The 24,213-nt window shown below is 70.2% G+C and carries 21 protein-coding genes; 6 read left to right on the top strand and 15 right to left on the bottom strand.

The genetic code is table 11. The features are described from left to right. The first annotated feature begins 1 nt into the window (after position 1). Entirely contained in the window at positions 2 to 343 is a 342-nt protein-coding gene (locus tag ON34_RS10205; protein ID WP_040777482.1) for a YciI family protein, read from the top strand. After that, on the top strand, positions 344 to 1,585 hold the full coding sequence (locus ON34_RS10200; RefSeq protein WP_040777479.1) for an RNA polymerase sigma factor: 1,242 nt from the start codon (positions 344 to 346) through the stop codon (positions 1,583 to 1,585). 110 nt (positions 1,586 to 1,695) lie between these two features. On the opposite strand, the gene ON34_RS10195 is transcribed toward ON34_RS10200, so the two are convergent. Continuing rightward, a complete protein-coding gene (locus ON34_RS10195; RefSeq protein WP_040777476.1) occupies positions 1,696 to 2,187 on the bottom strand; it encodes a pyridoxamine 5'-phosphate oxidase family protein in 492 nt (163 codons plus the stop codon). Between the two features lie 63 nt (positions 2,188 to 2,250). Between ON34_RS10195 and ON34_RS10190 the strand changes: the two genes are divergently transcribed. After that, positions 2,251 to 3,222: a helix-turn-helix transcriptional regulator gene (locus ON34_RS10190; RefSeq protein WP_040777473.1), complete on the top strand. Its 972-nt coding sequence runs from the start codon at positions 2,251 to 2,253 to the stop codon at positions 3,220 to 3,222. Positions 3,223 to 3,281: 59 nt separating this feature from the next. Here ON34_RS10190 and ON34_RS37140 read toward each other — a convergent pair whose 3' ends face one another. Then, positions 3,282 to 4,577 carry an epoxide hydrolase family protein gene (locus ON34_RS37140; RefSeq protein WP_040777470.1) on the bottom strand — a complete coding sequence of 432 codons (1,296 nt, stop codon included), beginning with the start codon at positions 4,575 to 4,577 and terminating at the stop codon, positions 3,282 to 3,284. A 62-nt stretch (positions 4,578 to 4,639) separates the two neighbouring features. On the opposite strand from ON34_RS37140, the gene ON34_RS10180 reads away from it, so the two are divergent. Further along, the gene (locus ON34_RS10180) at positions 4,640 to 5,605 is read left to right on the top strand and encodes a helix-turn-helix transcriptional regulator (RefSeq protein ID WP_040777467.1); all 966 of its coding nucleotides are present in this window, start codon (positions 4,640 to 4,642) and stop codon (positions 5,603 to 5,605) included. A gap of 347 nt (positions 5,606 to 5,952) precedes the next feature. Here ON34_RS10180 and ON34_RS10175 read toward each other — a convergent pair whose 3' ends face one another. Then, complete coding sequence (locus ON34_RS10175; protein ID WP_040777464.1) at positions 5,953 to 7,050, bottom strand: FAD-dependent monooxygenase; 1,098 nt, start codon at positions 7,048 to 7,050, stop codon at positions 5,953 to 5,955. Between the two features lie 114 nt (positions 7,051 to 7,164). Here ON34_RS10175 and ON34_RS10170 point away from each other — a divergent pair, with 114 nt between their 5' ends. Continuing rightward, the gene (locus tag ON34_RS10170) at positions 7,165 to 7,725 is read left to right on the top strand and encodes a TetR/AcrR family transcriptional regulator (protein ID WP_040777460.1); all 561 of its coding nucleotides are present in this window, start codon (positions 7,165 to 7,167) and stop codon (positions 7,723 to 7,725) included. Positions 7,726 to 7,737: 12 nt separating this feature from the next. On the opposite strand, the gene ON34_RS10165 is transcribed toward ON34_RS10170, so the two are convergent. The 8 genes from ON34_RS10165 to ON34_RS10130 form a co-directional block, all read right to left on the bottom strand. Next, entirely contained in the window at positions 7,738 to 8,232 is a 495-nt protein-coding gene (locus tag ON34_RS10165) for a hypothetical protein (protein ID WP_040777457.1), read from the bottom strand. 546 nt (positions 8,233 to 8,778) lie between these two features. Then, entirely contained in the window at positions 8,779 to 10,017 is a 1,239-nt protein-coding gene (locus tag ON34_RS10160; protein ID WP_444543830.1) for a type III PLP-dependent enzyme domain-containing protein, read from the bottom strand. A 638-nt stretch (positions 10,018 to 10,655) separates the two neighbouring features. Next, positions 10,656 to 13,427 (bottom strand): phosphoenolpyruvate carboxylase, encoded by a 2,772-nt coding sequence (gene ppc / locus ON34_RS10155; protein WP_040777451.1) that lies wholly within the window; start codon positions 13,425 to 13,427, stop codon positions 10,656 to 10,658. Positions 13,428 to 13,490: 63 nt separating this feature from the next. Then, a complete protein-coding gene (locus tag ON34_RS10150; protein WP_040777448.1) occupies positions 13,491 to 13,910 on the bottom strand; it encodes a VOC family protein in 420 nt (139 codons plus the stop codon). 284 nt (positions 13,911 to 14,194) lie between these two features. Continuing rightward, the gene (locus ON34_RS10145) at positions 14,195 to 14,749 is read right to left on the bottom strand and encodes a GTP-binding protein (RefSeq protein WP_040777445.1); all 555 of its coding nucleotides are present in this window, start codon (positions 14,747 to 14,749) and stop codon (positions 14,195 to 14,197) included. Positions 14,750 to 14,765: 16 nt separating this feature from the next. Further along, the gene (locus tag ON34_RS10140) at positions 14,766 to 15,200 is read right to left on the bottom strand and encodes a DUF742 domain-containing protein (protein ID WP_040777442.1); all 435 of its coding nucleotides are present in this window, start codon (positions 15,198 to 15,200) and stop codon (positions 14,766 to 14,768) included. Beyond that, a complete protein-coding gene (locus tag ON34_RS10135; protein WP_040777440.1) occupies positions 15,197 to 15,625 on the bottom strand; it encodes a roadblock/LC7 domain-containing protein in 429 nt (142 codons plus the stop codon). The genes ON34_RS10140 and ON34_RS10135 overlap by 4 nt, the downstream gene beginning before the upstream one ends. Positions 15,626 to 15,692: 67 nt before the next feature. Beyond that, positions 15,693 to 18,083 carry a sensor histidine kinase gene (locus ON34_RS10130; RefSeq protein WP_051022340.1) on the bottom strand — a complete coding sequence of 797 codons (2,391 nt, stop codon included), beginning with the start codon at positions 18,081 to 18,083 and terminating at the stop codon, positions 15,693 to 15,695. Positions 18,084 to 18,537: 454 nt separating this feature from the next. Between ON34_RS10130 and ON34_RS10125 the strand changes: the two genes are divergently transcribed. Beyond that, positions 18,538 to 19,077, top strand: a complete 540-nt coding sequence (locus tag ON34_RS10125; protein ID WP_051022339.1) for a DUF3558 domain-containing protein — start codon at positions 18,538 to 18,540, stop codon at positions 19,075 to 19,077. A gap of 24 nt (positions 19,078 to 19,101) precedes the next feature. Here ON34_RS10125 and ON34_RS10120 read toward each other — a convergent pair whose 3' ends face one another. The 4 genes from ON34_RS10120 to pheT form a co-directional block, all read right to left on the bottom strand. Beyond that, entirely contained in the window at positions 19,102 to 20,124 is a 1,023-nt protein-coding gene (locus tag ON34_RS10120; protein ID WP_040777595.1) for a hypothetical protein, read from the bottom strand. Between the two features lie 45 nt (positions 20,125 to 20,169). Next, positions 20,170 to 20,688, bottom strand: coding sequence for a hypothetical protein (locus ON34_RS10115; protein ID WP_040777437.1), 519 nt, complete (start codon positions 20,686 to 20,688; stop codon positions 20,170 to 20,172). 37 nt (positions 20,689 to 20,725) lie between these two features. Continuing rightward, positions 20,726 to 21,493 (bottom strand): alpha/beta hydrolase, encoded by a 768-nt coding sequence (locus ON34_RS10110; protein ID WP_040777434.1) that lies wholly within the window; start codon positions 21,491 to 21,493, stop codon positions 20,726 to 20,728. A 209-nt stretch (positions 21,494 to 21,702) separates the two neighbouring features. Then, positions 21,703 to 24,207: a phenylalanine--tRNA ligase subunit beta gene (pheT, locus tag ON34_RS10105; protein WP_040777431.1), complete on the bottom strand. Its 2,505-nt coding sequence runs from the start codon at positions 24,205 to 24,207 to the stop codon at positions 21,703 to 21,705. Between the last annotated feature and the right edge of the window lie 6 nt (positions 24,208 to 24,213).

The raw sequence follows: 24,213 nt of genomic DNA, 5'->3' as shown, positions 1-24,213 counted from the left end.
GATGAAGCAGTATTTGCTCAGCATCTACCAGCCCGACGGCGAGGGCGTCCCGGACAACCTGGATGAGATCATGCGCGATCTCGGCGAGCTGAACGCCGAGATGCGGGCAGCGGGCGCGTGGGTGTTCGCCGCCGGTCTGCACGCGCCCGAGACCGCCACCGTGCTGCACGCCAAGGACGGCGACATGCTCGTCACCGATGGCCCCTATATCGAGGGCAAGGAGCACATCGGCGGATTCACCGTCATCCGAGCCGCCGATCTCGATGAGGCGCTGGCGTGGGGACGCAAGCTGACCGCCGTCCTCACCTTGCCCATCGAGGTCCGGCCGATCCAGGACGAGTAGATGGGCGCACCCGTGACCGGCGCGGTGATCGAGGCGGTGTTCACCGAGCACTACGGGCGCGCGGTGGCAAGCCTGATCCGCGTCTTCGGCGACATCGGCGTCGCCGAGGACGCGGTGCAGGACGCGTTCACCGCGGCGGTCCAGCGCTGGCCCGCCGACGGCCTCCCACCGAGCCCGCCGGGCTGGATCATCACCACCGCACGCAATCGGGCCATCGACCGCCTGCGCCGCGAAGCGTCCCGCGCGGACCGGCACGCGCAGGCCGCCCTGCTGCACGCCGAGAACGAGCCCGACGAGGTGGTGAGCACGCTGCGCGACGATCGCCTCCGCTTGATCTTCACCTGCTGCCATCCCGCGCTGGCGGTGCCCGCGCAGGTGGCGCTGACCCTGCGACTGCTCGGCGGCCTGAGCACCGCGCAGATCGCCCGCGCCTTCGTGACCTCCGAATCGACCATGGCGCAGCGGCTGGTCCGCGCCAAAGGCAAGATCCGCGACGCCCGCATCCCCTACCGTGTGCCCGCCGACGCGGAGCTGCCCGCTCGGCTGCGCGCGGTGCTCGCCGTCGTGTATCTGATCTTCACCGAAGGACACACCGCCACCTCCGGCACACGCCTCGTCCGCGCCGATCTGTGCGCCGAGGCGATCCGTCTCGGGCGCCTGCTGAACGAGCTCATGCCGGACGAACCAGAGGTCGCCGGGCTGCTGGCCCTGATGCTGCTGAGTGAGTCCCGTCGAACCGCCCGGACCGGCGCCGACGGGTCACTGGTGCCGCTGCGGGAGCAGGACCGCAGCCGGTGGGACCGCGATCTGATCGCCGAGGGACACGCCCTTGTCCGGCAGTGTCTGCGCAGCAACCGGCCGGGGCCGTACCAACTGCAGGCGGCGATCAACGCGGTGCACACCGACGCACCCGTCGCCGCGGCCACCGACTGGACCCAGATACTGCGGCTCTACGACCAGCTCGCCGCGCTCACCCCGAGCCCGATCGTCGCGCTCAACCGTGCGGTGGCGGTCGCCGAAGTAGACGGTCCGGCAACGGCATTGAACCTAGTGGAAGGCCTCGCACTGGACGGCTACCACCTCTTTCACGCCATTCGCGCCGACCTGCTGGCGCGGCTCGGACGCACCGCCGACGCCGTGGCCGCCTACGACGCCGCCATCACCCGTGCCGGGAACGCGGCCGAACGAGACTTCCTCACCCGCCGCCGCGCCGAGCGCGGCTGGAGTGAGTCGAGCCGATAGCAGCACATCTGTGTGGCCTTCATCGGCCCCCGTGCGCCAGAGGGTATAGAGCACCTGGGCGGTGCGTACCATGCGACGCGCCCCTCCGGTGACAACGCGCGACCGCCGGCTCAGCGCTTCTGGACCACGCGCTCGCCCTCGCCGGGCTTCCAGATGGTGATGTCGAGGTGGTCCTCGACGACCTCCACGGTCGAGGCGCCGGTGAGATCGGCGACGTAGAAATGGTCGAATTCCTGGTCGCGTATGTCGAAGCCGGTTTCGTCGAACAGCTGCTGGGCGAAGCGGGCGTGCACGGCCCGGTCGGGGAGGTCGACGACGGTGCCGAAGAGTTTGGCGTCGCCGTCGGAGACGTTCGTGTCGACGGTGGCGGTGTGCAGGCAGAAGCGCGGGTCCCGGGCCAGGTCGCGGAACTTGGTCGTCCCCGGCATGCCCGCGATGACGAGGAGGTCCTCGAAGATGCGCGGCTCGACCGGGCTGATCCGCGGGTATCCGTCGGAACGGAGGGTGCCGAGCATGCAGAGGTTGCCCGCGGCGCGGTGCCTGCGCAGGAAGATCTCGGCGATGTGCGGCGCTTCTTCGGTGAATCGGCTCCAATTGGTCATGCGGACGACGGTACGGCTGATCCTTGCCATCTTCTGTCAGGTTTTCCGGCTAGTGTCGCAGGCGTGCGGGCGAGTCGACTGGTACAGCTGCTGTTGCTGCTGCAGACGCGCGGCCGGTTGACGGCGCCGGAATTGGCCAGGGAGCTGGAGGTGTCGGTGCGCACCGTGTACCGCGACATCGACGCGCTCTCGGCCGCGGGCGTCCCGGTGTACAGCGAGCCGGGCCGGGCGGGCGGCGTGCGGCTGGTCGACGGCTACCGGACCCGGCTGACCGGACTCACCACCGAGGAGGCCGACGCGGTACTGCTGACCGGATTGCCCGGCGCCGCAGCCGATCTCGGGCTCGGCACGGTGCTGGCCACCGCGCAGCTGAAGGTGCTCGCCGCGCTGCCGCCCGAACTGCGTGGACGTGCGACCCGCATCGCCGAGCGGGTGCACGTGGACGCGCCGGGCTGGTTCCACCGGCCGGACGAGACGCCGACGCTCGCGACCGTCGCCGACGCGCTCTGGCACGACCGGCGGCTGCGTGTGCGGTACGGCCGCAAGGACAAGGTGGTCGAACGCCTGCTCGACCCGCTGGGCCTGGTGCTCAAGGCGGGCACCTGGTACCTGGTGGCCCGGGACGGGTCGGCGCTGCGTTCCTACCGGGTGAGCCGCATCCTTGCCGCCGAACCGACCGGCGCAACCTTCGTTCGCCCAGCGGAATTCGATTTGCGAGCGCACTGGGCCGACGCCGCGGAGGATTTCGCGCGTTCGATGCTGCGCGTGCGGGCGCGCTGCCGGATCGCGGCCGACCACGTGCGGCTGCTGCGGCTGATGAACGACCCGGCAGCGGTCGCCGAGGCACTGGCCTCCGCGGGACCGCCGGATGCCGAAGGCTGGGTGGAGGTGGTCGTGCCCTCCGAGTCCTATGAGGTGCTCGCGACGGGCCTTCTTCCGCTCGGCGAGTTCGTCGAAGTGCTCGAACCACCGCAGCTGCGCGCGCGACTCGCGGCGACAGCCGCCGCCATGCACGCGCGCTACTCCGGCGAGTAGGCCACCCTGGGCCGAGTGTGTCGATCAGCACGTCCTCCCTCGGCGGCGGATCCCGATGATCAGCGCAGCGACCGGAAGAACTCCCGCACGTCCGCGGTCAGTAGATCCGGCGCCTCCATCGCGGCGAAATGCCCGCCGCGGTCGAACTCGGTCCACCGCACGATATTGTGCGTGTCTTCGGCGAGCTTGCGGATGGACATGTCACCGGGGAAGAGCGCCGCCGCTGTGGGCACATCGGACTTCCGCACCGGCGCGCCCCAGGCCGCGGACTCACTGTAGAGCCGAAGCGACGAGGCGAAGGTTCCGGTGAACCAGTAGAGGCTGATGTTGGTCAGCAGCGCGTCGCGGCCCACCGCGTCATCCGGCGATTCGATCGCCGGGTTGGTGTACTGCCGGAACAGGTCGGTGACCCAGGACAACAGCCCCGCGGGCGAGTCGTGCACGCCGATCGCCAGCGTCTGCGGACGGTTGGCCTGCAAGGTCGCGTAGTCGTAGCGGGAATAGCTTTCCGGGCCGGTCAGCACGGCCAGTTTCGCCTGATCTTCCGGGCTGTACTCGGAATACGCACCGACCGCGGACCAGTCCCCCGCGGACGCGGACTCGCCCGCACCGCCGGTGGACCACTCCCCCGCCGACACTGATTGGTCCGCGCCGCCCTGGGACCGCTCGCCCCCAGACCCGGATTCCTCCGCGCCGTTTCGGAATTCGTAGCTGTCCCACGCGGGGATCGTGATCGGACCGTTCACGTGGATGCCCGCGAGGTGCTCACGCGCGATGTGCCCAAGCTGCGCGGCGACGAAGTACCCGGCGTCGCCGCCCTGCACGCCGTAGCGGTCATAGCCGAGCCGCGCCATGAGCTCGGCGACCACTTCCGCGAAGCGTTCGGTCGAGCCCGCCCCGGCGTCCGGGGCAACCTCGGAGAAGGCGAACCCCGGCAGCGAGGGAATGACCAGGTGGAACGCGTCCGCGGGGTCGGCGCCGTGCGCACGGGGATCACTCAGCGGCCCGATCACCGGCAGGAACTCGACGAACGACGCGGGCCAGCCGTGGTTGAGCACCAGCGGCATGGCATCCGGCTCCGGCGAGCGCACATGCAGGAAGTGCACCTGCTGCCCGTCGATCTCGGTGACGAACTGCGGCAGCTCGTTCAGCTTCGCTTCCACGGCGCGCCAGTCGAATTCGGTGCGCCAGTACTCGGCCAGCGGCCGCAGGTAGGACACGCGCATGCCCTTGCCCCATCCCACGCCGGGCAGGTCCCGCGGCCACAGCGTGTTCGCGAGGCGGCGGTGCAGATCGTCGATCTTCTCCTGGGGGATCTCGATGCGGAAGGGGCGGATGTCCTGGTCGGTAGTCATGCGGGCCACCGTAGAAACCGCTTAGGACGGATTTGTTCCTAAGTTTCCGGCATTCTGACGGGATGTGGGAAACGTCGGCCCGCCTGCTGAAACTGCTGGCCCTGTTGCAGACCCGCCGCGACTGGACCGGCGCCGAACTGGCCGAACGGCTCGGCGTCACCGGACGAACCGTGCGCCGCGACATCGACCGGCTGCGCGAACTCGGCTATCCGGTGCACGCGACCCAGGGCGCCGCCGGTTACCGGCTCGGCGCGGGCGCGGCGCTACCGCCCTTGCTGCTCGACGACGACGAAGCGGTCGCGGTGGCCGTCGGCCTGCGCAGCGCTTCCGGCACCGTAACCGGTCTCGAGGAAGCCTCGCTGCGCGCCTTGACCAAGCTGGAACACGTGCTGCCGCCCCGGTTGCGGCATCGCGTCCGCACGCTGCGCGGCGCGACACTCCGCGTCGCCGCGCCCGCCACGCGGGTCCACCCCGGGACCCTCATGGCCATCGCCGAGACCTGCCAGCGACACGAACGCCTGCGATTCGACTACCGCGCGCATGACGGCACACCCACCGTGCGCATGGTCGAGCCGCGCACGCTTGTGCACTTCAGCAGGCACTGGTACCTGGTCGCCTGGGACGTGGACCGCGCCGACTGGCGCACCTTCCGGGTCGACCGGATCACCCCGCGGATCCCGACCGGCCCCCGCTTCACACCACGGGAGCCCCCGGAAGGCGATGTGGCGAAGTATCTTTCGATGCGGTTGTCGCTCCATGCATGGCCGTGTCAGGCGACCGTGCTCCTGCACCGATCCGCCGAGGACGCCGCCGACCGCGTGTGGCCCGGGATGGGCGCCGTGGAAGCCGTCGACGACCACAGCTGCCGCCTGCATGTCGGCGCCGAATCACCGGAGCAATTGGTGTGGATGATCACCTCGGTCGACCTCGACTTCACCTTGCTCACCGGGCCGCAGGAACTCGCCGACGCCTTCCGCACCCAAGCCGCCCGCTGCGACCACGCCCTGCGCGACTTCCCAGTGCCGTAACCGTCTGTCGAGGCCGACCGAGGCGGTCATCCAACGTCCGCCAGCCGTGTCCCACCTCGGCGCACGAAGATCGGATCAGTCGGTGTGGACGATCACCTGGCTTCACCTCGAGTTCATGCGACCGGTCCGCCGGACGTTGTCGGCGCCCTCCGCCCGAGCGGCCCGCTGCGGGGAAGCTGCGCACCACTTCTCCGTGTCGAGCGTCCGCTGCCGTCCGCATGTCGGCGCCCACCTGCGCATTCGGTATGGATGCCCCCTCACCTCGACTTCAGCGTGCTCGCAGGAAGACATCGAGGCATCCGCGCGCCTGCGGCGATTGTGCCGTGTGTCCCGGTGTCGGCGGTCGGCTAACAGCTCCAATCCAGCACCGCGGCCAGCGATTTGAGCTGCACCGACGAAGGAACCACGCGCACCAAGGAGTCGCGGATCGCGACGACCGGCGCGAACGAGAGTTGCGCCGCCGCGCCGAGGCGGCGGGAACGGCTCGCGATCATCCGCGTACGCGGCCTGCGCTCCCGGTCGTAGCGGCTCAGGTCTCCGTCGACCGCCGCCCGCGCCAGCACGACCGCGTCCTCCAGCGCCTGGCAGGCGCCCTGTCCGAGGGTGGGCATCATCGCGTGCGCCGCGTCGCCGACCAGCGCGATACGCCCGGCGACATAGGTTTTCAGCGCGGGCAGATCGTAGAGGTCGTGCTTCAGCAGGTCGGATTCTTCGGCCGCCGCCAGCAGGGCGGGGATCGGCTCGTGCCACGCGCCGAAGCGGTCACGCAGCTCGGCCAGCCCGCCGCCGGGGGTGCCCGCGGGCATGTTCGCCGTCGCGAAGCAGTAGACCCGGCCGTCGGCGAGCGCGCCGTAGCCGAAACGCTCGCCGCGGCCCCAGGTTTCGCCCATCCCGAGGACCGGCTCGCGCGGCGTGACGACCACCCGCCACGCGGTATAGCCGCCATAGCGCGGCCGCACTTCCCCGCAGACCGCGCGACGCACAACGCTGCGGATGCCGTCGGCGCCGACGACGACCTCACCGCTGGACGTTCCGGCCGAGTGCACCACCGTGCCGTCGGTCCCCGCGTCGGTCACCGTGACGCGGGTGCGCACCGCGTCCGCGGGGATCGCCGAGCGCAGGATGTGCACCAGATCGGCGCGGTGCATCATGATCGGGCTGCCGTAGCGCGCTCGGGTCGCCTCAGCGTCCATCCGCGTCAGCCAGCGGCCCGCTGGGTCACGGATGCCCGCGGTCCCTCCCTCGACGGCGCGTTCGCGGACCCGATCGCCGAGACCGAGCGCGTCGAGGGCGCGAAGAGCATTGGGCCACAAGGACAATCCTGCGCCGACGGCCGTGATTTCGGTGGCCCGCTCGAGCACGTGGACGTCCCACCCCTGCTGGAGGAAGGCCACCGCGGCCGCCAGACCGCCGATGCCACCGCCCACGATGACCGCCTGCGACACGGCTTTCCCTTTCCGCCGCCCGCACCGCCGCAGGCAGCTGCCCCGAGCTTACTACTAATGTAGTGCGAGCCACGTCGGCTGTAACAAGCATCACTACCGATGTAGTATTACGGTGTGTCCACCAAGCGCGAACTGGTCTTGGACGCGGCGATCGAGCTGCTGGGGTCCCGCGGCACCCGCGCGCTCACCCACCGCGCGGTCGACGAGGTCGCCGGCATGCCCGCCGGGTCGGCCTCCAACTACTTCCGCAGCCGCGAGGCGCTGCTGACCGGCATCGCCGAGCGGCTCGAAGCACGCGACTACGCCGACTGGGAAGCGCTCAACCGCCAGCCCGTTCCGCGCACGGTCGATGAACTCGTCGACGGCATGGCCGCGTTCGTCGTCCACGCGGCGCGCACCGACCGGATACGAACGCTGGCCCGCTACGCCCTGTTCCTGGAAGCGCAGACCATGCCCGCGCTGCGCGAGAGCGTGCGACGCGGGCACCGTCGGCTGACCGACTGGGCCGCCACCCTCCTGGCCGGAGTCGGCGGCGACGAAGCGGCGACGCGGATCCTCGTCGCCCAGTTCGACGGCATCATCCTGCACCAGCTGGTGAATCCAGCGCCGGACTTCGATCCACGCCCCGCGCTGGACCGGTTGGTGCGCGCGCTGATCGGCGGCGCGGCAAGCTGACCACCGGATCGGCTAGTCGTCGTTCAGCAGTCCCAGTTCTCGTTCGGCGTGCAGCAGGGCGAGCGCGTCGATCCCGCGGTGCAGTATCTCGTCCACGCCAACGTCATCGGCCCGCGGGCGCAGATAGATCAACGCGTCGAGGGCGGCATGACTACCGGCGACCCGTAATGCCTCGTCACGGCTGACCGGCCCGTCGCCGCAGTCCTGGCGGATCACGAAGGCGTACAGGATGCGCCGGACGTCCTGCTGGAGCTCGGTCGCCTTCAGGTACCGATTGATCTCGGCGGCGGCATCAGCGTGCGACCCCTCGGATTCGGTGACGGTCGCGGTGTAGGTGTAGTTCTCGTCGGACCGAGTCCAGCGGGCGCCGGTGAGATGGACCGTCTCGAAACCTACATCGGAAAGCCGCTCGGCAATCTGGAACGGATCGTCGGATAGTAGGTAACCGGGTGCGTGCTCAGCGAGTCCGGCCCGTTGCGGATATGCCTCCCAGACGACCTTGGTCACCTCCCCAACCTAGCCGACCCGCGCGACGCGCACCTACGAAATGCCGCCCTCTTGCCTGCTCTGGAAAGCGTTGCCGCGCAAACGATCCGACGCGGTCCGTTTTCGCCCGCCGCGACGCGGGTCGAAAAGGGCGGGGCGCGCGCCGTCTTCGCCGAAGTACACGACTCCGGGCGCGCCGTTGGGATATCGCCGCTACACGGCTCGGGAACAACACTGCACTGGCGGCGGCTACGTGGACTTCTGACAACCTCTTTCACCTCGATCACAACATCTGGCCCTGATCCCGAGGCCCGGGCCGCGCTGACAGCCAGCAATGGGTCTGGCGACGACCGCTCGCTGCGCACAGCCGATTCGGGAGACGCGTAGACAGGTCCCGCGGCGGCGGTCGCGCTGGTCACGCCCAGCGGTGACCTGCTGGGTGCGGCCGCCGGTCTGGTCGGACGGATGCTCCCGCTGCCGACACTGCCGCCGGAAAGCATTGCGCTTTCCCGCAATCGACCGATTCCCGGCTTGCGCCACCTCCTCGACGTCCGATTCGGCGCGCCGTCAGAAAAAGGTGTGCAAGAAGTCGACCACACGCGGGGTCGGGGCGTCGGCGTCATCGATCACCGGGATGAGCCGCCACTTGTCGAAGGCAGTGCAGGGGTGGGAGAGGCCGAGGCGCACGACCGCGCCGATCGGCAATTCCGTTGCGGCGCCGCCCGGTAAGCGCAAGAAGGTGTGCTGGTCGTTGAGCGCAGAAACCGTGGCGTCCGGATCGAGTGGAATGCTGTCCGGTCCGGCAATGCGCTGCGGGATCGGGAAGCCCTCGTCGAACGGCAGATCGCGCTTTCCGGCGTCCAGCAGGGCGAGCCCGGGCTCTGGGCGCGAGAGCGTGCGGGCCCAGCCGTGCATCGCGGAGCGCAACGGCCGCTCGCAGCGGGGTGCCGCCAAGGGCGACATGGCCGCGTAGAAGCCGTCGTCGTGGATGACGTACGCCCCGGAGCGCAGGACGACCGTGGTGGCGGCACCACGCGCGCCGTGCTCGTCGGCCAGCGGGGCGAGGTATTCGACCGCCAGCTCCGGGTAGGCGCTGCCGCCCGCGGTGACGATCGCCGAACCCCGATACAGCCCGGCAGCAGCGAGTTCGTGATGCAGGCGGGCGAGTTCGGCGAGATAGTCGCGCACCGCGCGGATGGCGTCCTGGGTGCGGTCGTGCGCGAGCGCGCCCTCGTAGCCACCGACCCCGGCCAGCGTCAGCCGCGATGCCCGGTCGATCGCCCGCGCGACGGCATGCGCCTGCTCGACCGTCCGTGCTCCGGTCCGGCCGCGCGGCCCGCCGAGTTCGACCAGAACCCGGACGCGCTCCGAGCCCGGCGCGGTGCGCAAGTGCTCGTCCATCAGCGCGACCGTCTCGACGCTGTCGGCCCAACAGATGAACTCGAAACCAGGGTTGTTCGCCAATTCTCTTGCCAACCAGTGCAATCCGATCGGATCGACCAGCGCATTGGCCAGCAGCACACGCGCGACGCCGAAGGATCGCGCCACCTGCGTCTGCCAAATCGTGGCCAAGGTGATCCCCCACGAGCTGGCGGCCAGCTGATCGGCCCACAACTGCGGGGCCATCGTGGTCTTGCCGTGCGGTGCGAGCCGCACGCCCGCCGCGCGCACCCAGTCGGCCATCACCGCGATGTTCGTCGCGACCGCCGCGCGATCGACGGTGAGCACCGGTGTCTCCAGCTGATCGAGAGTCGGTCCGGTGGCGACGAATTCCCGCACGGTACGACCCCAGGAAGTCGGCGGCATGCCCTTGTGCTCCGGACCTATGACCCGATCCCCGAGTGCCGCCACGGCTGCTTCATCGATCGACACGGCGCTCCTTCCCAGCCGGAACCGACCGGCTTCTCTTCTCCAACCACCCAAAAACCGACGGTGACCGCAATTACCGCATGCCAGCCCGGTCCTGGGCGGCTTGCGCATGTGCGTAGGACCCTTTCACGCGATCCCCGCGTGCCACCACAGCTGCTGTATCGATCGGCATGGCGCTTCTTCTCAGCCGGATTCGACCGACTCTCCTTCCAACCACGCGAATGAATGCGGCAGAGACCAACTCCTGCGAAGCTGCCCATGGCCGGGTGCTTGCTTTGTGCTCGGCACTTGCCCGGTGGCCGATCATGCGGTCACGCGAGTGCCGCCACGCCGCTGCATCAATCGAGAGTCCCTTCCCGGCCAGAGTCCGGCCGACTTCTCCGCTCCGCACATTCGAGACTCGATGCGGGGTACGAAATTTACGCATGGTGCACCGATCACGCGCGCGGCTTCCTCTTGTGCCCGACACCGACCACACGGACCCCGAGTCCCGCCACAGCCGCAGCGTCAATCCGACACCGCACCGCACTCCTCCCAGCGGGGTCCGGGGATCCCGGCGTTCCGACACCTGACTGCTAGCCCGAGTTGCGCAGGGCGGTGGCCAGACCGTTCATGGTCAGGAGTATTCCGCGCTTGACCAATTCCGAGTCGTCCCCGGCGCGCAGTCGGCGCAGCAGTTCCACCTGCATCTGGTTGAGCGGTTCCAGGTACGGGAAGCGGTTGTGGATGGACTCGGCCAGCGAGGGGTTGTCGGCCAGCAGGTGATCGTTGCCGGTGATCGCGGCGTGCATGCGGATGGTTCTGGCGTGCTCGTCGCGGATCATGCCGAAGATCTGCTCCCGCAGCGCCGCGTTGTCGACGAGTTCGGCGTAGCGGGCGGCGATGTCCAGATCGCTCTTGGCCATCACCTGGGCCAGGTTGGACAGCACCGTCCGGAAGAACGGCCAGCGGCGGTACAGATCCGCCAGCGTCGCCAGACGTTCCGGGTCGCCGCCGATCCACTGCTCGAGCGCGGTGCCGGTGCCGTACCACCCGGGCAGCATCACTCGCGCCTGGCTCCACGACATCACCCACGGGATGGCACGCAGGTCGGCGACCGAGTTGGTCGGCTTGCGCGACGCGGGTCTGCTGCCGATGTTCAGGTCGCCGACCTCCGCGACCGGCGTCGACTGGCGGAAATACTCGACGAAGCCAGGGGTTTCGTGCACCAGACGCGAATACGCCGCGCGGGCGCGCGCCGCCAGGTCGTCCATGATCCCGTAGGACGGCTCCGCGTCCGGCCCGAGGCCCTCCACGTCCAGCAGGGTCGACTCCAGGGTGCCCGCGATCAGCGACTCCAGATTGCGGTGCGCCGCACCGGGTTCGGCGTATTTCGCGGCGATCACCTCGCCCTGTTCGGTGAGCCGCAGCGAGCCGCGCACCGCACCCGCGGGCTGGGCGAGGATCGCGTCGTAACTGCGTCCGCCGCCGCGGCCCACCGTGCCGCCGCGCCCGTGGAACAGCCGCAACCGGATTCCGGTCTTGCGGGCCACCTCGATCAGGTCCAGCTCCGCCCGGTACAACGCCCAGTTGGCGGCGAGATATCCGCCGTCCTTGTTGGAGTCGGAGTAGCCGAGCATCACTTCCTGGCGCATCCCCTGTGCCGCCACCAGTTCGCGATAGACCGGAACCTCCAACGCCGCGGACAGCGTGTCCGCCCCGGCTCCGAGGTCCTCGATGGTCTCGAACAGCGGCACGATGCCCACCGGGCAGCTCGGCGGCCCATCCGGCTCACCCGGGTCGAGCAGGCCGCCCTCCTTCAGCAGCAGGGCGGCTTCCAGCAGGTCGCTGACCGACGTGCACATGCTGATGATGTAGTTCGGCACCGCCTCCGCGCCGAGGGTTTCCACCACCTCCCGTGCGGCGCGGACGATGCCGAGTTCCTTCGCGGCCAACTCGCTCAGCCGCGCGTGCGGGCCCAGCAGCGGGCGGCGAGTGCTCAGCTCGGCCGCGAGCAGCTCCACCCGCCGCGTCTCCGGCAGACTCGCGTAGTCCGGGTGCGCCCCCGCCCAGGCCAGCAGCTCCGCGACCACCTGCTCGTGCACCTCGGAGTTCTGCCGCATGTCCAGACCCTGCAGGTGGAAGCCGAAGGTCTCCAGGGCGTAGCGCAGCGCGGCGAGGCGGTCGTCGGCGAGCAGGTCGTCACCGCTGCGACGCAGCGAGGCGTCCACGGCGTCGAGGTCGTCCAGCACCGCCTGCGGGGTCGCGTAGGGTCGCGCCCCCATATCCAGGCCGTTCGGCGGAACCTCTCCGAGCGCGGCCTGCGCGGTGGCGGTCAGGCGAGCGCGGATATGGTGCAGCGCACGGCGATACGGCTCGTCGGCGTGCGTGGCCGGATCGGGATATCCGGTCTCGGCGAGCTCGGCCACCTCGGGCGTCACCGTGACGAGCCGGGCCGACAGCGACAGGGTCTTCTCCAACTCGACCAGCTCGCGCAGATAGCGCTCGAAGGCGACCCCCGCGGCGCGGTAGGCGGCCTGACGCACGACATCGGCGGTGACGTACGGGTTTCCGTCCCGGTCGCCGCCGATCCACGAGCCGGGCCGCAGAATCGGGCGCGGCAGCAACTCCACACCGGGCCAGCGTGACCGCAGCGCGGCGCGTACCTCGGCGTTGATCGCCGGGATCACGTCGAACAGCGTGAGGTCGTAATAGCGCAACCCCACCGAGATCTCGTCCTGGATGCGCAGCCGGGCCAACCGGATCAGCGCGGTGCGCCACAGGCTGAGCACCTGGCGACGGATCCGCAACTCGAGGTCGGCGCGCTCGCGTTCGCTCTCGGCGTAGCGCTGGCGGCGCCGCATCAGTTCGGTGATCCTGGCCTGCGCGTCGAAGACGGTGCGGCGGCGGGTCTCCGTCGGATGCGCGGTGATCACCGGCGACACCAGCGCGTCGGCCAGCAGATCGGCGACCCGGTCGCCGTCCAGCGCCGCCGCGTCCAGCTTGCGGTAGGTCGCCGCGAGCGAGGAGTCCTGCGGCGGTTCCCCGGCCGCTTCGTGCGCGGCGCGGCGACGGTCGCGCTGGATGTCCTCGGCCAGGTTGGCCAGCAGGACGAAATAGCTGAACGCTCGGATGAGCGGGAGGGCCACCGCGATGTCGACACCGTCCAGCATCTGCGCGACGGCGCTGCGCCCGACCTCCTCGCGACGCACCCGGAACGCCTCGATGCGCACCCGCTCGATGAGGTCGAAGACCTCCGGTCCCTCGTGGTCGCGGATGGTGTCGCCGAGCACGCCACCGAGGAACCGGATGTCGTCACGCAGCGGCCGGATGGCGTCCTGTGCGGTGTCGATCGTCGATTCGCCCATGATCAGACAGTATTGTCCGGTCTGCGAATGTTGGCGACGCGGCCCGCGCCGGGCCGTCCCGGCTCAGCCCGGGAGTTCGGAAAAGCGCAGGTGGTTGCCCCACGGGTCGCGGAATCCGCAGTCACGGACACCGTACGGCTGCGAGATGGGCTCCTGCGTCACCTCGACCCCGGCGTCGCGCAGCCGGGCGAAGGTCGCGTCCACGGCGTCGGTGACGAAGATCAGCGTTCCCTGCGCGCCACTGGCCAGGCGGCTCTGCGCCGCCGTGCGGGCCGCGTCGTCCGGAACCATCTCGGGGGTCTCCAGGATGAACTCGATCCCCGGCTGCTGCGCCGGACCGACCGTCACCCAGCGCCCGCCCGCGAACGGCAGGTCGGCGCGCACCTCGAGACCGATCACGTCGCGGTAGAACTCCAGCGCCTTCTGCTGGTCCGCGACCAGCACGCCGACGTGGGACAGGGCGAGGTCTTTGCCATTGCTCATGATGCTGCGCTTTCTACTCGTCGAACCGGGCACCACTACAGACGGGCGCGGCGCGGCGAATTCATCGGTGGGTCGAACATCCTCTTCCTCAGGAGTCACTTCGCCGTCGTCGGGCAAGTCGAGGAGTCGTCCCGTCGCGGGGACCGTAGCATCTCTGGATCGCGGCGAGCGGCACGGCCGCGAAAGCGCCGGTGGTCAAATGCGCGACGCCAGCTCCGCGGTGCTCGACCGGCGGTGTGGACCCAGACCGGTGACGAGGCGTGCCGCGGTGCTCAGCCAGCGGCTCAGGCGGGCAGGTCGACCGTACGGTGCAGGAGCACCTGCTCGAGCAGCGACACCAGCACGTCTTTGACCGAATCGCGCTGTCTGGCATCGCACTCCAGCACCGGAATCCAGTGCTCCAGTTCGAGCGCCTCGCGGACCTCGTCGAGGTCGAAGTGGGCGCCGCCCTCGAACCGGTTGACCGCGACGACGAACGGCGTGCCGCGTTCCTCGAAGTAGTCCAGTACCGGATAGCAGTCGTCGACGCGGCCGGTGTCCACCACGATCACCGCGCCGAGCGCGCCGTCGACCAGGTCGTCCCAGAGGAAGACGAACCGGTCCTGGCCCGGCGTGCCGAACAGGTACAGGATCAGCGAACCGTCCAGGGTGATGCGGCCGAAGTCCAGGGCGACCGTGGTCTGCGTCTTGTCCGCGCGTCCCGGATCGTCCACGCCGACGGCCATTTCGGTCATCGCCGCCTCCGTCACCAGCGGCTCGATCTCGGAGATGGCCCCGATGAATGTCGTCTTCCCGACGCCGAATCCGCCGCTGACCACGATTTTCACCGAGGACGGCATGGTAGGCGTTCGTATGTCAGAGTGCCCGGACAAGGTCCCTGATCCTCTCGATGGCAGCGGCGGTGAGCTGGTCGGCGGCGCGCACGGTCACGTGTCCGGTGGCGGCCAGGTCGCTGACGACGACCTTCGCGACCCCGATCGGAACGCGCAGCGCGGTCCCGATCTCGGCGATGGAGTGCGGCTGCTGGCACAGCCGCACGAGGGTGTGCTGCTCGAAGCGCAGCGGGGCGGACAGCGCCCCGGGCTCCGCCCGCACCAGCGTCTCGATCCGCAGCCCGTCCAGCAGCGGGGTGGTGCGTCCGGCGGTGACGACGAAGGGGCGCACGAATCGTTCGTCGCCAGCGGCTGATTCGTCGGCCGGGCGGTTCGGCGGCGTGCCGAACCCGCCGTAGGTGCCCTGGACCGAGATCATGCGCGGGTCCGGCAGCCGAGGTAGATCCGGCGGTCTCATCGCCGCAGCGTCTCACGGAGTTCGGCGATCAGCGCCGGGTCCAGCAGTGCGCCCGCGCGGTCGGCGAGTACCGCCATCTCGTAGCCGACCAGGCCGACGTCGCATCCGCTGTCGGCGATCACGCCGAGGCAGCTGCCGTCACCCATTGCCGAGACGAGCAGGAACCCGCGTTTCATCTCGATCATGATCAGTTTCAGCCCGTTGAACGAGTAGCTGCGCGACGCGCTCTTGGCGAGGCCGACCAAACCGGACACCATGGCGGCCAGCCGGTCGGCGGAGGTGCGGTCCAAGCCTTCGGACATCGCGATGAGCAGTCCGTCCGACGAGACCGCGACGGCTTCCCGGACGCCGTGGGTCTCGCGGACGAAGTTCGCCAGCATCCAGTTGAACGTGTGCGGGTCGGCGCTCGATAGGTGGGTGGTCACCGGATCTCCTGTTTCTCGCGGGGGTTCCCGCACCCGGTCGGCTCGATGAGCGCTGCGCGATCATGTCTCATCGGGCCTCCTCTGCGATGGGCACGGCAGGCTGGAATTCGTACGCCGAATCGACGGCGCGGATGTCGGCGGGGCGCGGTGCGGCGGCCGGTGCGCCGCGCTGGTGCCCGGCCCGGAAGGCGGACAGCATGCTGCGGGTGTCCGCAGGAGAGCGATCGACCGCTGGTGCGAGCTGCGGCCGGGGCACGGCGGCGGGTCCGGGGCGCGCGGCGGCCGCGCGGGCCTTCTTGTTTCGCTTGACCAAGCCGTTCTTGGTGCGCTGAATCGCCGACTCGTCGGAGCCCGGTTGCGTGGTCGGACGAGTGGATTCGATCATGGGAACGATCGGTGCGGCCGCCGATTCCGACGCGCTGGCCACAGACTGCGCCGGGGCCGAGATCTCCGACGTGGTCGGCGCACCGATCCGATAGGCCACTTCCGCGGGAGGGCGCTGCACCTCCGGACCCGAAACAACCGGAAGTGGAGCGGTATCACCGCGCGCGTGGCCAACTGACGCGGAGTACGTCACTGCGGCCGCCCGTTCGGACTCGCGCCCGGTTTCGGTTCCGGACGCGGCGGACTGCTCGCGCGCGCGTGGAGAATCCGATTCAGCTTCCAGCATTCCCGGCGGCAGCATCAGACGCGCGACAATGCCGCTCACCGGCGAGGCACTCAGCTCGACGCCGATCCCGAGACGCCGGGCCAGCCTGCCGACCACGTAGTGGCCGAGATTGCGGGTGGGCGCGACGACGAAGTCCTGTTCGCCGCGCAGTCGCGCGTTGGCCTGGTCCAGCTGCTCCGCGGGCATGCCCACACCGTGATCGACCACGGCGAGCAGATAGCCGCCCGGCACGGCGCGCCCGTAGATCTCCACTTCGAGATCCGGCGGGGAGAACGCGAGTCCGTTCTCGATCAGCTCGGCGAGCATGTGCGCCAGCTCGCTGGCCGCCGTCCCGGCGATCAGCACGTCGTCCATGCGTCGCAGCACCACCCTGCGGTAGTCGTCGACCTCGGACAGACCGGCCCGTATCACGTCGCTCAGCGGGATCGGTTCCGCCCAGCGGCGCGGGCTCGCCTCGCCGACCAGCACGAGCAGGCTTTCGGCGTTGCGGCGCATGCGGGTGGCGAGGTGGTCGAGCTCGAACAGGTTCGACAGCGCCTTGGGATCGAGTTCCTCGCGCTCGAATTCGCTGATCAGATTGAGCTGGCGGCGCACCAGGTTCTGGCTGCGGCGGGCCAGGCTCACCATCGACTCGGTGGTGTTGCGGCGCACCAGCGCCTGCTCCGACGCGAGTTCGAACGCGGTGGACTGCACCCGGTCCAGCGCTCCGGCCACCGCGGCGATCTCGGCGCTCGCCCCCGGCGGTGTGCGCACCGGCGCCGGCGGCTCCGGCCGGGTGTCGGCGCCGGCGCGCCAGGCGGCGATCACGTCGGGCAGGCGCCTGCCCGAGACGTCGTCGGCGTCGGCGGCCAGCGTCGCCAGCGGCCGCACGATCGCCCGCACCGCGGCGACGACCAGCGCCACCTCCACCGCGATGGCGGCCAACGCGGCGAGCACGAACGCGCCGAGGATGACCGCGGCCGCGCGGCGCAACGCGTCGGCGCGCTGGCGCACGTCGGCGCCGACCGCCTGCTGCACGGTGCGCTGCTCGTCGATCACCGCGGTCATCCGGGTCCACCAGGTGATCGGGTCGACCGGCCGCACCAGCCGTCCCGCGCTGGAGGCGATCGCGATGTTCTCCGACTCCGCCGCCGCGACCGCGTCGGCGCTGTCCAGCGCGGCGTCCAGGCGGGACCGCTGGGCCGGGGTGGCGTCGCGGGCGAACGCGGCCAGACCGGCCAGCTTGGCGGCACGGATGTCGAGGAACTGCACGTACTCGCCCGGCCCGAACTCGTCGGCGGCGAAGACCCCGTTGAGGAAGCCGCGTTCCCGCGCGGTCTGCTCCTTGGCCTCGCCCAGCGCGTACAGCGCTTGCAGACCGTGCCGGACCGTGGGGTCGCTGGCCTGGTCGAGACCGAGGGACAGCTGGTTGAGCGCGTCGATGGCGTCGGTGTAGTACTGGAAGGCCGCCTGCCGTGCCGTACGCAGCTCATCGATCCTGGACCGGGTCGCGTCCAGGTCGGTCAGCGGCCGGGCGGCCGAGCGCACCCGGTCCGCGCCGGGCGGGTTGCTCGCCATCGCCTGCTGCAAGTCGCGCAGCGCGCGGTCGACGGCGCCGCGCTGGTCGTCCACCGGCTGCCGCAGTCGCCCGTCGCCGCCGAGGAGGCCGTTGGTCAGGCCGCGCTCGCGCTGCGTCTCGTGCACCAGGTCCTGCACCGCGAGCGCCAGCGACACCGCGGCCACCGTGTCCCGGCTCTTGCGGTACGCGTCGATCTCGCGGGTGACCAGGGCGCCCAGCAACGCGAGCACCAGAACCAGTGAAACGACCAGGATTCGGCCCAGCTGCCCGCGAATGGTTCGAGGGCGGACAATTCCGCTGCTGGACGCCTGCCGTTCACCGACGGGGGCGACGGGCGTGGCAACCCGTGTGCCGCCGGAATTTTCCGGCCGTCGACGTAACCGCACCACCCTGGCTCCTCCGATTGCCCCGCCGTGATCGCTCCGCGGTGAGCGCACGAAAACAAGGGCAAGCTTTCACAGCGCCTACCCCCTGTCAACGCGAAAATCGGACAAATCGGACACTGTGCGGACTTCTAAACACACTGGCAACGAAGGGTTACCGGGCGCGACAAAACCGGCATCCATCCCCGCCGGATCGGATGCCGAATCACACTGCGTGATACCCCTCTTCGCCCGGTATCAAACCCGGTGGTGCGGCTCTGATACAGTCCGGCCCGACACTGGCGAAGGGTAAGAGAGCGGGATGGCGTACCGAATCACGTTGGTTCCCTTGGCGGTAGCGCTTGCGCTGGGGCTGACCGCCTGCGGCGGAGACGAATCCGGCGGCTCGCCGCCCGCGACCAGCACGCAGGCCACGAGCGCCAGCGGCACGCAAGCCCAGCTGTTCGACCCGTGCACCGGCATCCCCGAGAACGCGCTGACCGCGGCCGGACTCGACCCGGCGACCGAACAGGTCGGCGTCGGCGGCGTCGAGCAGCCCGGCTGGGAGATCTGCGGATGGAAGGGCGCCGACTTCACCCTCGGCGTGTTCTCCACCAGCGGCACCGTCGCCGAGTTCGAGCGGAAGCCGGGCAATGTCGAGTTCCAGGACGTCACCATCGCCGGACGCGCGGGCCGCCAGTTCCGCGTCGACGGCGCCGCCAAGGATCAGATGTGCGACGTGCTGTTCTCGGCGAAGCAGGGGCTGCTGCAACTGACGCTCGTCAACAAGACCGCCGGAGAGAGTCCGTGCGACCGGCTGGCGCAGGTCGGCGAGGCTGTCGTCCCGGCACTGCCGATGTAGCGGAGTTGTCCCCGTCGCCGAGCACTATTCTCCCGCGAGAATCCCGAGCACCGCGTCGGAGGTGTAGAACGGCGCGAGGCGCTCGCGAATCAGCCGGGCCAGCACACCATCCCGCTTCGCGCCCTCGATGACCGCGGGGCCGTAGCGCAGGATCTCCTTGGCGATGTCGTCGCCGGAGAGCCCGAGTTCGGGCAGCATGGCCGCCAGCGTGTAGTCACCGTACTTGGTGAAGAACACCTCGACGCATTCGTCCACGAGCAGGCCGAAGTACTCCTTCTCGCGGGTGGTGACCGCGACCTCGTAGCACAGCAGCACGAGCTCGTTGAGATCCTTCTGGGTCAGGTATTCGCGCAGCCCGCTGACCGGTTCGTCGGCGTGCAGGTCCCAGAACTCCATCGCGGCGTCGTGCACCGGTGCGTCGCGCAGCATCTCCCGGATGGCGTTGTTGGTGCGCTTGAGCGCGAACAGCGCGCCCTTGCCCGCCAGGTCGCCCACGAAGGTGCTGTCGGCGACCTTCTTCGCCCGATTTGCGGCGGATTGCCCCAGCGACATGAGCGAGGAGACGCCCGGGATCTTCTCGGCGCGTTCCCGGTTGGCCTGCATGAAGTCGGTGATCAGCTTGTCCACGAACTTCGAGGCGACGGTGGCGACCAGCGGGCTCTCGGTGAGCCGGTCCAGGATGCGCTCCTGCGCCTGATGCATGCCGAAGATCTTCTCCAGCAGCGCCTCGACCGGCTCGCGGTCGACCACCTCGCCGAGCGTGTAGTCGTGGTTGGCGGCGATGTGGTCGTAGATGGAATCGGCGAACACCCCGACCATGTCGGCCAGCACCGGACTGCCGCCGATCAGCTCGATGACGGTGCGGACGGTTTCCTTGGCATGCTCGATCCCGACGACGTCCCGGAAGACCAGCGTGTCGGCGACCGCGAGCACGGCTTCGGTGTCGCGCGCGATCACCTCGGCGAAGCGGTCTCCGGTCACCTCGGCGAGCAGGAATTCCACTTGGGCGTCCAGCAGCCGTTCGGCGATCTCACGCGGCTCGCTCATCGAAATCCATCCATCACAGTCGTCGTCCGGCACGCCCGGCCCGGGTCACGGCTGGTCTGGGTCGATGTCGTTGTCGTGCAACGATTTCCGAATCCGATCCAGGCGTTCCCGCGCTGCCTTCTCGCGTGCCTGCCATTGTTCGTCCACGCCGCGGCCCGCGGGAGTCTGCCGGTCGAGTTCGCTCATACCCTGCGCGGTGCCGAAGCGCTGCTCGACCTTATCGCGAACTGACTCGAAAGTAGGAACACCCGAGGCCGAATATCCTCCGCTCTCGGCGGGTGTGGCGATACCCGGCGGCGGTACCGGTACCGCCGGTACCGCGGAACCGGCTCCGACCTGCCCGGATACCCCGGGCGCTTGGACGGGGTTCGTACCCGCGCCGGGTGACGTGGCAGGAGTCACATCCGCCGCGGGGCCTTCAGCACCCGACTCGAGCAGTCCCACCAGCGCCGCGTGGACCGCCGCGAACCCCGGCCGTCCCGCCGTCGCGACCAGCAGGACGCCCGCCAGTTCCGCGTCGGACAACCCGGCCAACCGGCTCGCGATTTCGCTGTTGTCACTCATGACGCCAGGCTACGCAGCGGTGACCTGGGTGTCCGGTTCACCGCCGCAGCACGCTGGACGCCCAGTGCCGGACCAGGTCGTACCAGGCCGAGCCGCCGACCGTGATCAGGTCGTTGTGCCCCGCGCCGGGAAAGACGACGAGCCGTTTCGGCTCCCTGGCCGCGGCGTAGAGCCGTTCCGCGTGCCGCGGCGGCAACAGCTCGTCCTGGTCGCCGTGCATGATCAGCACCGGGGCGCGCAGCTCGCGGATGCGGCGTTCGTTCGGATACGCGTTCGGGACCAGAGGCGAGGGCAGGAACGGGTACACCGAGCGGGCCGCGTCGCGCAGGCCGGTAAACGTGGACATCAGCATCACCCCGGCCGGTGGGTGATACTGCGCCAGCTCGAGCACGACGCCGCCGCCGAGCGATTTGCCCAGGTAGAGCACTTTATTCGGATCCACACCGGGCTGCGCCAGCAGTGCCTCACGCGCCGCGCGGGCGTCGAGATAGGTGCCGTGCTCGGTGGGCCTTCCGGTGCTGCGCCCGTACCCGCGGTAGTCGAAGGCCAGCACGTCGAACCCCGCCTCGGTCAGCAACGCGAAGATCGGCACCCGGTCACCGATATTGCCCGCGTTGCCGTGCGCGAACAGGATGTGCCCGGCCGATTCCCGCGCCGGAATCCACCAGGCGTGCAGGACTTCCCCGTCCAAGGTGGTCACGGACAGGTCGGTGTAGTCCATGCCGAGCAACGCCGGGGTCTGCGCGATCGCCCGTTCCGGCAGGTAGGTCAGCGCGTTGAGGATCGGACTGGCCGGATGTCGCATGCCCTGTTCTTACTCCCGCGCGGCAGCGAGGCGGCAGGCGGGTGGTGCGAGAACACGCGCTCGGCGCGCGGGGAATCCAGAAGCGCAAGCTTCGACGCAGCACCGCCCCGGCCGCGGCGCAGTTGCCGACAGAGAGCGTTCAGGCAGCGACAGGAACGAGACCGTGCGCCGAAAGGGCTGCACGGGCTCCGGATCTGCGGTGCGGCGGCTCAGCCGCGCAGGACCGCGCCGACAGCGTCGGCGGCCGCCGCGACGGCCGCGTCCCGCGCGGCGCTGGCCTCGTCTTCGGTCAGCGTCCGATCGGCGGCGCGGAAACGCAGCGCGTAGGTGAGCGACTTGCGTCCCTCGCCCGCCTGCGCGCCCTCGTACACGTCGAACAGGGCGATGTCCTCCAGCAGCTCGCCACCGCCGGACCGCAGCGCGGACTCCACCGACGCCGCCGGAATCGTCTTCTCGACGCTCACCGAAACGTCCTGGAGCACCGCCGGGAACGGCGACACCAGCGGCACCGGCCTGGCTTCCCGCAGCGGCAGCGCGTCCAGGTCGAGTTCGACGGCGCAGGTGCGCGGCGGCAGACCCGAACGCTCCAGCACGGCGGGGTGCAGCTCGCCCGCGTAGCCGACGACGGCGCCCTCGACCAGCAGCTCGGCGCAGCGACCGGGGTGCCAGGGCAGGACAGCGGCGGGGCGGCGCTCGATGGTGACGCCCGCCGCGTCGGCGACCGCGTCCGCCAGCGCGAACGCGTCCGCGGCCTCGACCGGGCGACCCGGCCCCCACGGCCCGCGCGGCTCGCGGCGACCGGTCAGGACGGCGGCCACGTGCACCGGCTGGTGGGGCAGCGAGTCCAGCAGCTCGGCCACCTCGTCGTCGGTGGGACGCCGGTCCACCGGAAGCGGCTCGACGGCCCGGGTGTTCGGGCCGGGCAGCACCACCTGCGCGATGCCGTAGATCGCGAGGTCGCGCGCACCGCGCGAGATGTTGCGTGCGGCCACTTCGAGCAGCCCGGGCAGCAGGGTGGTGGCCAGTTCGGCGCGCTCCACGTCGAGCGGATTCAGCACCCGGGTGGTGACCCGGCGCGGGTCCTCGGCGTCCAAGCCCCAGGTGTCGAACACACCGGCGGGCAGGAACACCGGCGGCGGAACCTCGACGGCACCGGCGAACGCGAGCGCGCGGCTCACCGCGCGACGGCGGCGCTGGGCCGGGGTGAGCCCGCGCCCGGCCGGGGCGGCGGGCAGCACGGACGGGATCTGCTCGAGCCCCTCCAGCCGCAGCACCTCCTCCACCAGGTCGGCGGGCTGGGCCAGGTCGGGCCGCCAGCTCGGCGGGGTCACGATCAGCTGACCGTGCCCGGTCTCGCTGACGCCGACCTCGACGGTGCAGCCGATCTGAGCCAGGCGGCGCGCCGAGGTCCCGGTGGGGTAGACGAGGCCAGCGACGCGATCGGCCAGATCGATGTCGATGCGGATCGGCTCGGCGGCGGGAACGGGGATCCGCACGTCGGTGAGCACGGGTTCCACGGTGCCGCCCGCGATCTCCGCGAGCAGGCTCGCGGCGCGGTCGAGCGCGGCGACGTTGATCTCCGGATCGACGACGCGCTCGTACCGCTTGCCCGCCTCGGACACCAGCTTGTGCCTGCGCGCGGTCCGGTAGATCCGCAGCGGGTTCCAGGTGGCCGCCTCCAGCAGGATGTCGGCGCTCTCGGCCCCCACCTCGGTGCTCGCGCCACCCATCACACCCGCCAGCGAGATGACCCCGGAATCGTCGGCGATCACCACGTCCTCGGGGTCGAGGACGCGCTCCACGTCGTCCAGGGTGCGCAGCTTCTCGCCGGTGCTCGCGCCGCGGACCACCAGGCCGCCCGACACCTTCGCCGCGTCGAACGCGTGCAGCGGCTGCCCGAGCTCGAGCATCACGTAGTTGGTGACGTCCACCGCGGGCGAGATGGGCCGCACACCCGACAGCAGCAGCCTGCGCTGCAACCACCAGGGGCTGACCGCCGTCGGATCGATGCCGGTGACCCGGCGCGCCGCGAAGCGGGTGCACAGCGAACTCGGCTCGACCCGGATCGGCCAGGCTTCCTGCTCGTGGTCGGGCAGCGTCCGCACGGCCGGGTCGGCGTAGTCGAGATCGAAACCGCAGGCCAGTTCGCGGGCCAGCCCGCGCACCGAGAAGCAGTAGCCGCGGTCGGGGGTGATGTTCAGCTCGATGACGGTGTCGTCCAGCCCGAGCAGCTCGTTGGCGTCGGTACCCGGCTCGGCGGTGCCCGGCTCCAGCACCAGGATGCCGGAGTGGTCCTTGCCGATGCCCAGTTCGGCGACCGAGCAGATCATGCCGTTGGAGACATGGCCGTAGGTCTTGCGCGAGGTGATCTGGAAGCCGCCGGGCAGCACACCGCCCGGCAGCACCACGACCACCAGGTCACCGACCGCGAAATTGCTCGCCCCGCAGATGATCTCCTGCAATTCGGGCTGGCCGATGTCCACCTTGCAGAAGCGGATCGGCTTCTTGAACTCGGTCAGCTCGGTGATCTCGGCGACCCGGCCGACCACCAGCGGCGGCCGCCCGTCCCCGCCGTCGACGCGCTGGAGCTTGTCGACCTCTTCGACTTCCAACCCGACCCGGACGAATCCCGCGTCGAGCTCCTCCGGCGTCACCGACCACTCGGGGTTGGTGCGCTGGATGATGTCGGTCAGCCAGGACTGCGCTACTCGCACTTGACG

Origin of the sequence: Nocardia pneumoniae NBRC 100136 (assembly GCF_000308755.1) — a bacterium.
Classification (GTDB): domain Bacteria; phylum Actinomycetota; class Actinomycetes; order Mycobacteriales; family Mycobacteriaceae; genus Nocardia; species Nocardia pneumoniae.
This window is presented reverse-complemented; position numbering and strand designations above follow the sequence as displayed.

Coding starts and splice junctions, on each gene's coding strand:
- ON34_RS10205 (WP_040777482.1), top strand. CDS start 2: ATGAAGCAGTATTTGCTCAGCATCTACCAGCCCGACGGCGAGGGCGTC.
- ON34_RS10200 (WP_040777479.1), top strand. CDS start 344: ATGGGCGCACCCGTGACCGGCGCGGTGATCGAGGCGGTGTTCACCGAG.
- ON34_RS10195 (WP_040777476.1), bottom strand. CDS start 2,187: ATGACCAATTGGAGCCGATTCACCGAAGAAGCGCCGCACATCGCCGAG.
- ON34_RS37140 (WP_040777470.1), bottom strand. CDS start 4,577: ATGACTACCGACCAGGACATCCGCCCCTTCCGCATCGAGATCCCCCAG.
- ON34_RS10180 (WP_040777467.1), top strand. CDS start 4,640: ATGTGGGAAACGTCGGCCCGCCTGCTGAAACTGCTGGCCCTGTTGCAG.
- ON34_RS10160 (WP_444543830.1), bottom strand. CDS start 10,017: ATGCCGCCGACTTCCTGGGGTCGTACCGTGCGGGAATTCGTCGCCACC.
- ppc (WP_040777451.1), bottom strand. CDS start 13,427: ATGGGCGAATCGACGATCGACACCGCACAGGACGCCATCCGGCCGCTG.
- ON34_RS10150 (WP_040777448.1), bottom strand. CDS start 13,910: ATGAGCAATGGCAAAGACCTCGCCCTGTCCCACGTCGGCGTGCTGGTC.
- ON34_RS10145 (WP_040777445.1), bottom strand. CDS start 14,749: ATGCCGTCCTCGGTGAAAATCGTGGTCAGCGGCGGATTCGGCGTCGGG.
- ON34_RS10140 (WP_040777442.1), bottom strand. CDS start 15,200: ATGAGACCGCCGGATCTACCTCGGCTGCCGGACCCGCGCATGATCTCG.
- ON34_RS10125 (WP_051022339.1), top strand. CDS start 18,538: ATGGCGTACCGAATCACGTTGGTTCCCTTGGCGGTAGCGCTTGCGCTG.
- ON34_RS10120 (WP_040777595.1), bottom strand. CDS start 20,124: ATGAGCGAGCCGCGTGAGATCGCCGAACGGCTGCTGGACGCCCAAGTG.
- ON34_RS10115 (WP_040777437.1), bottom strand. CDS start 20,688: ATGAGTGACAACAGCGAAATCGCGAGCCGGTTGGCCGGGTTGTCCGAC.
- ON34_RS10110 (WP_040777434.1), bottom strand. CDS start 21,493: ATGCGACATCCGGCCAGTCCGATCCTCAACGCGCTGACCTACCTGCCG.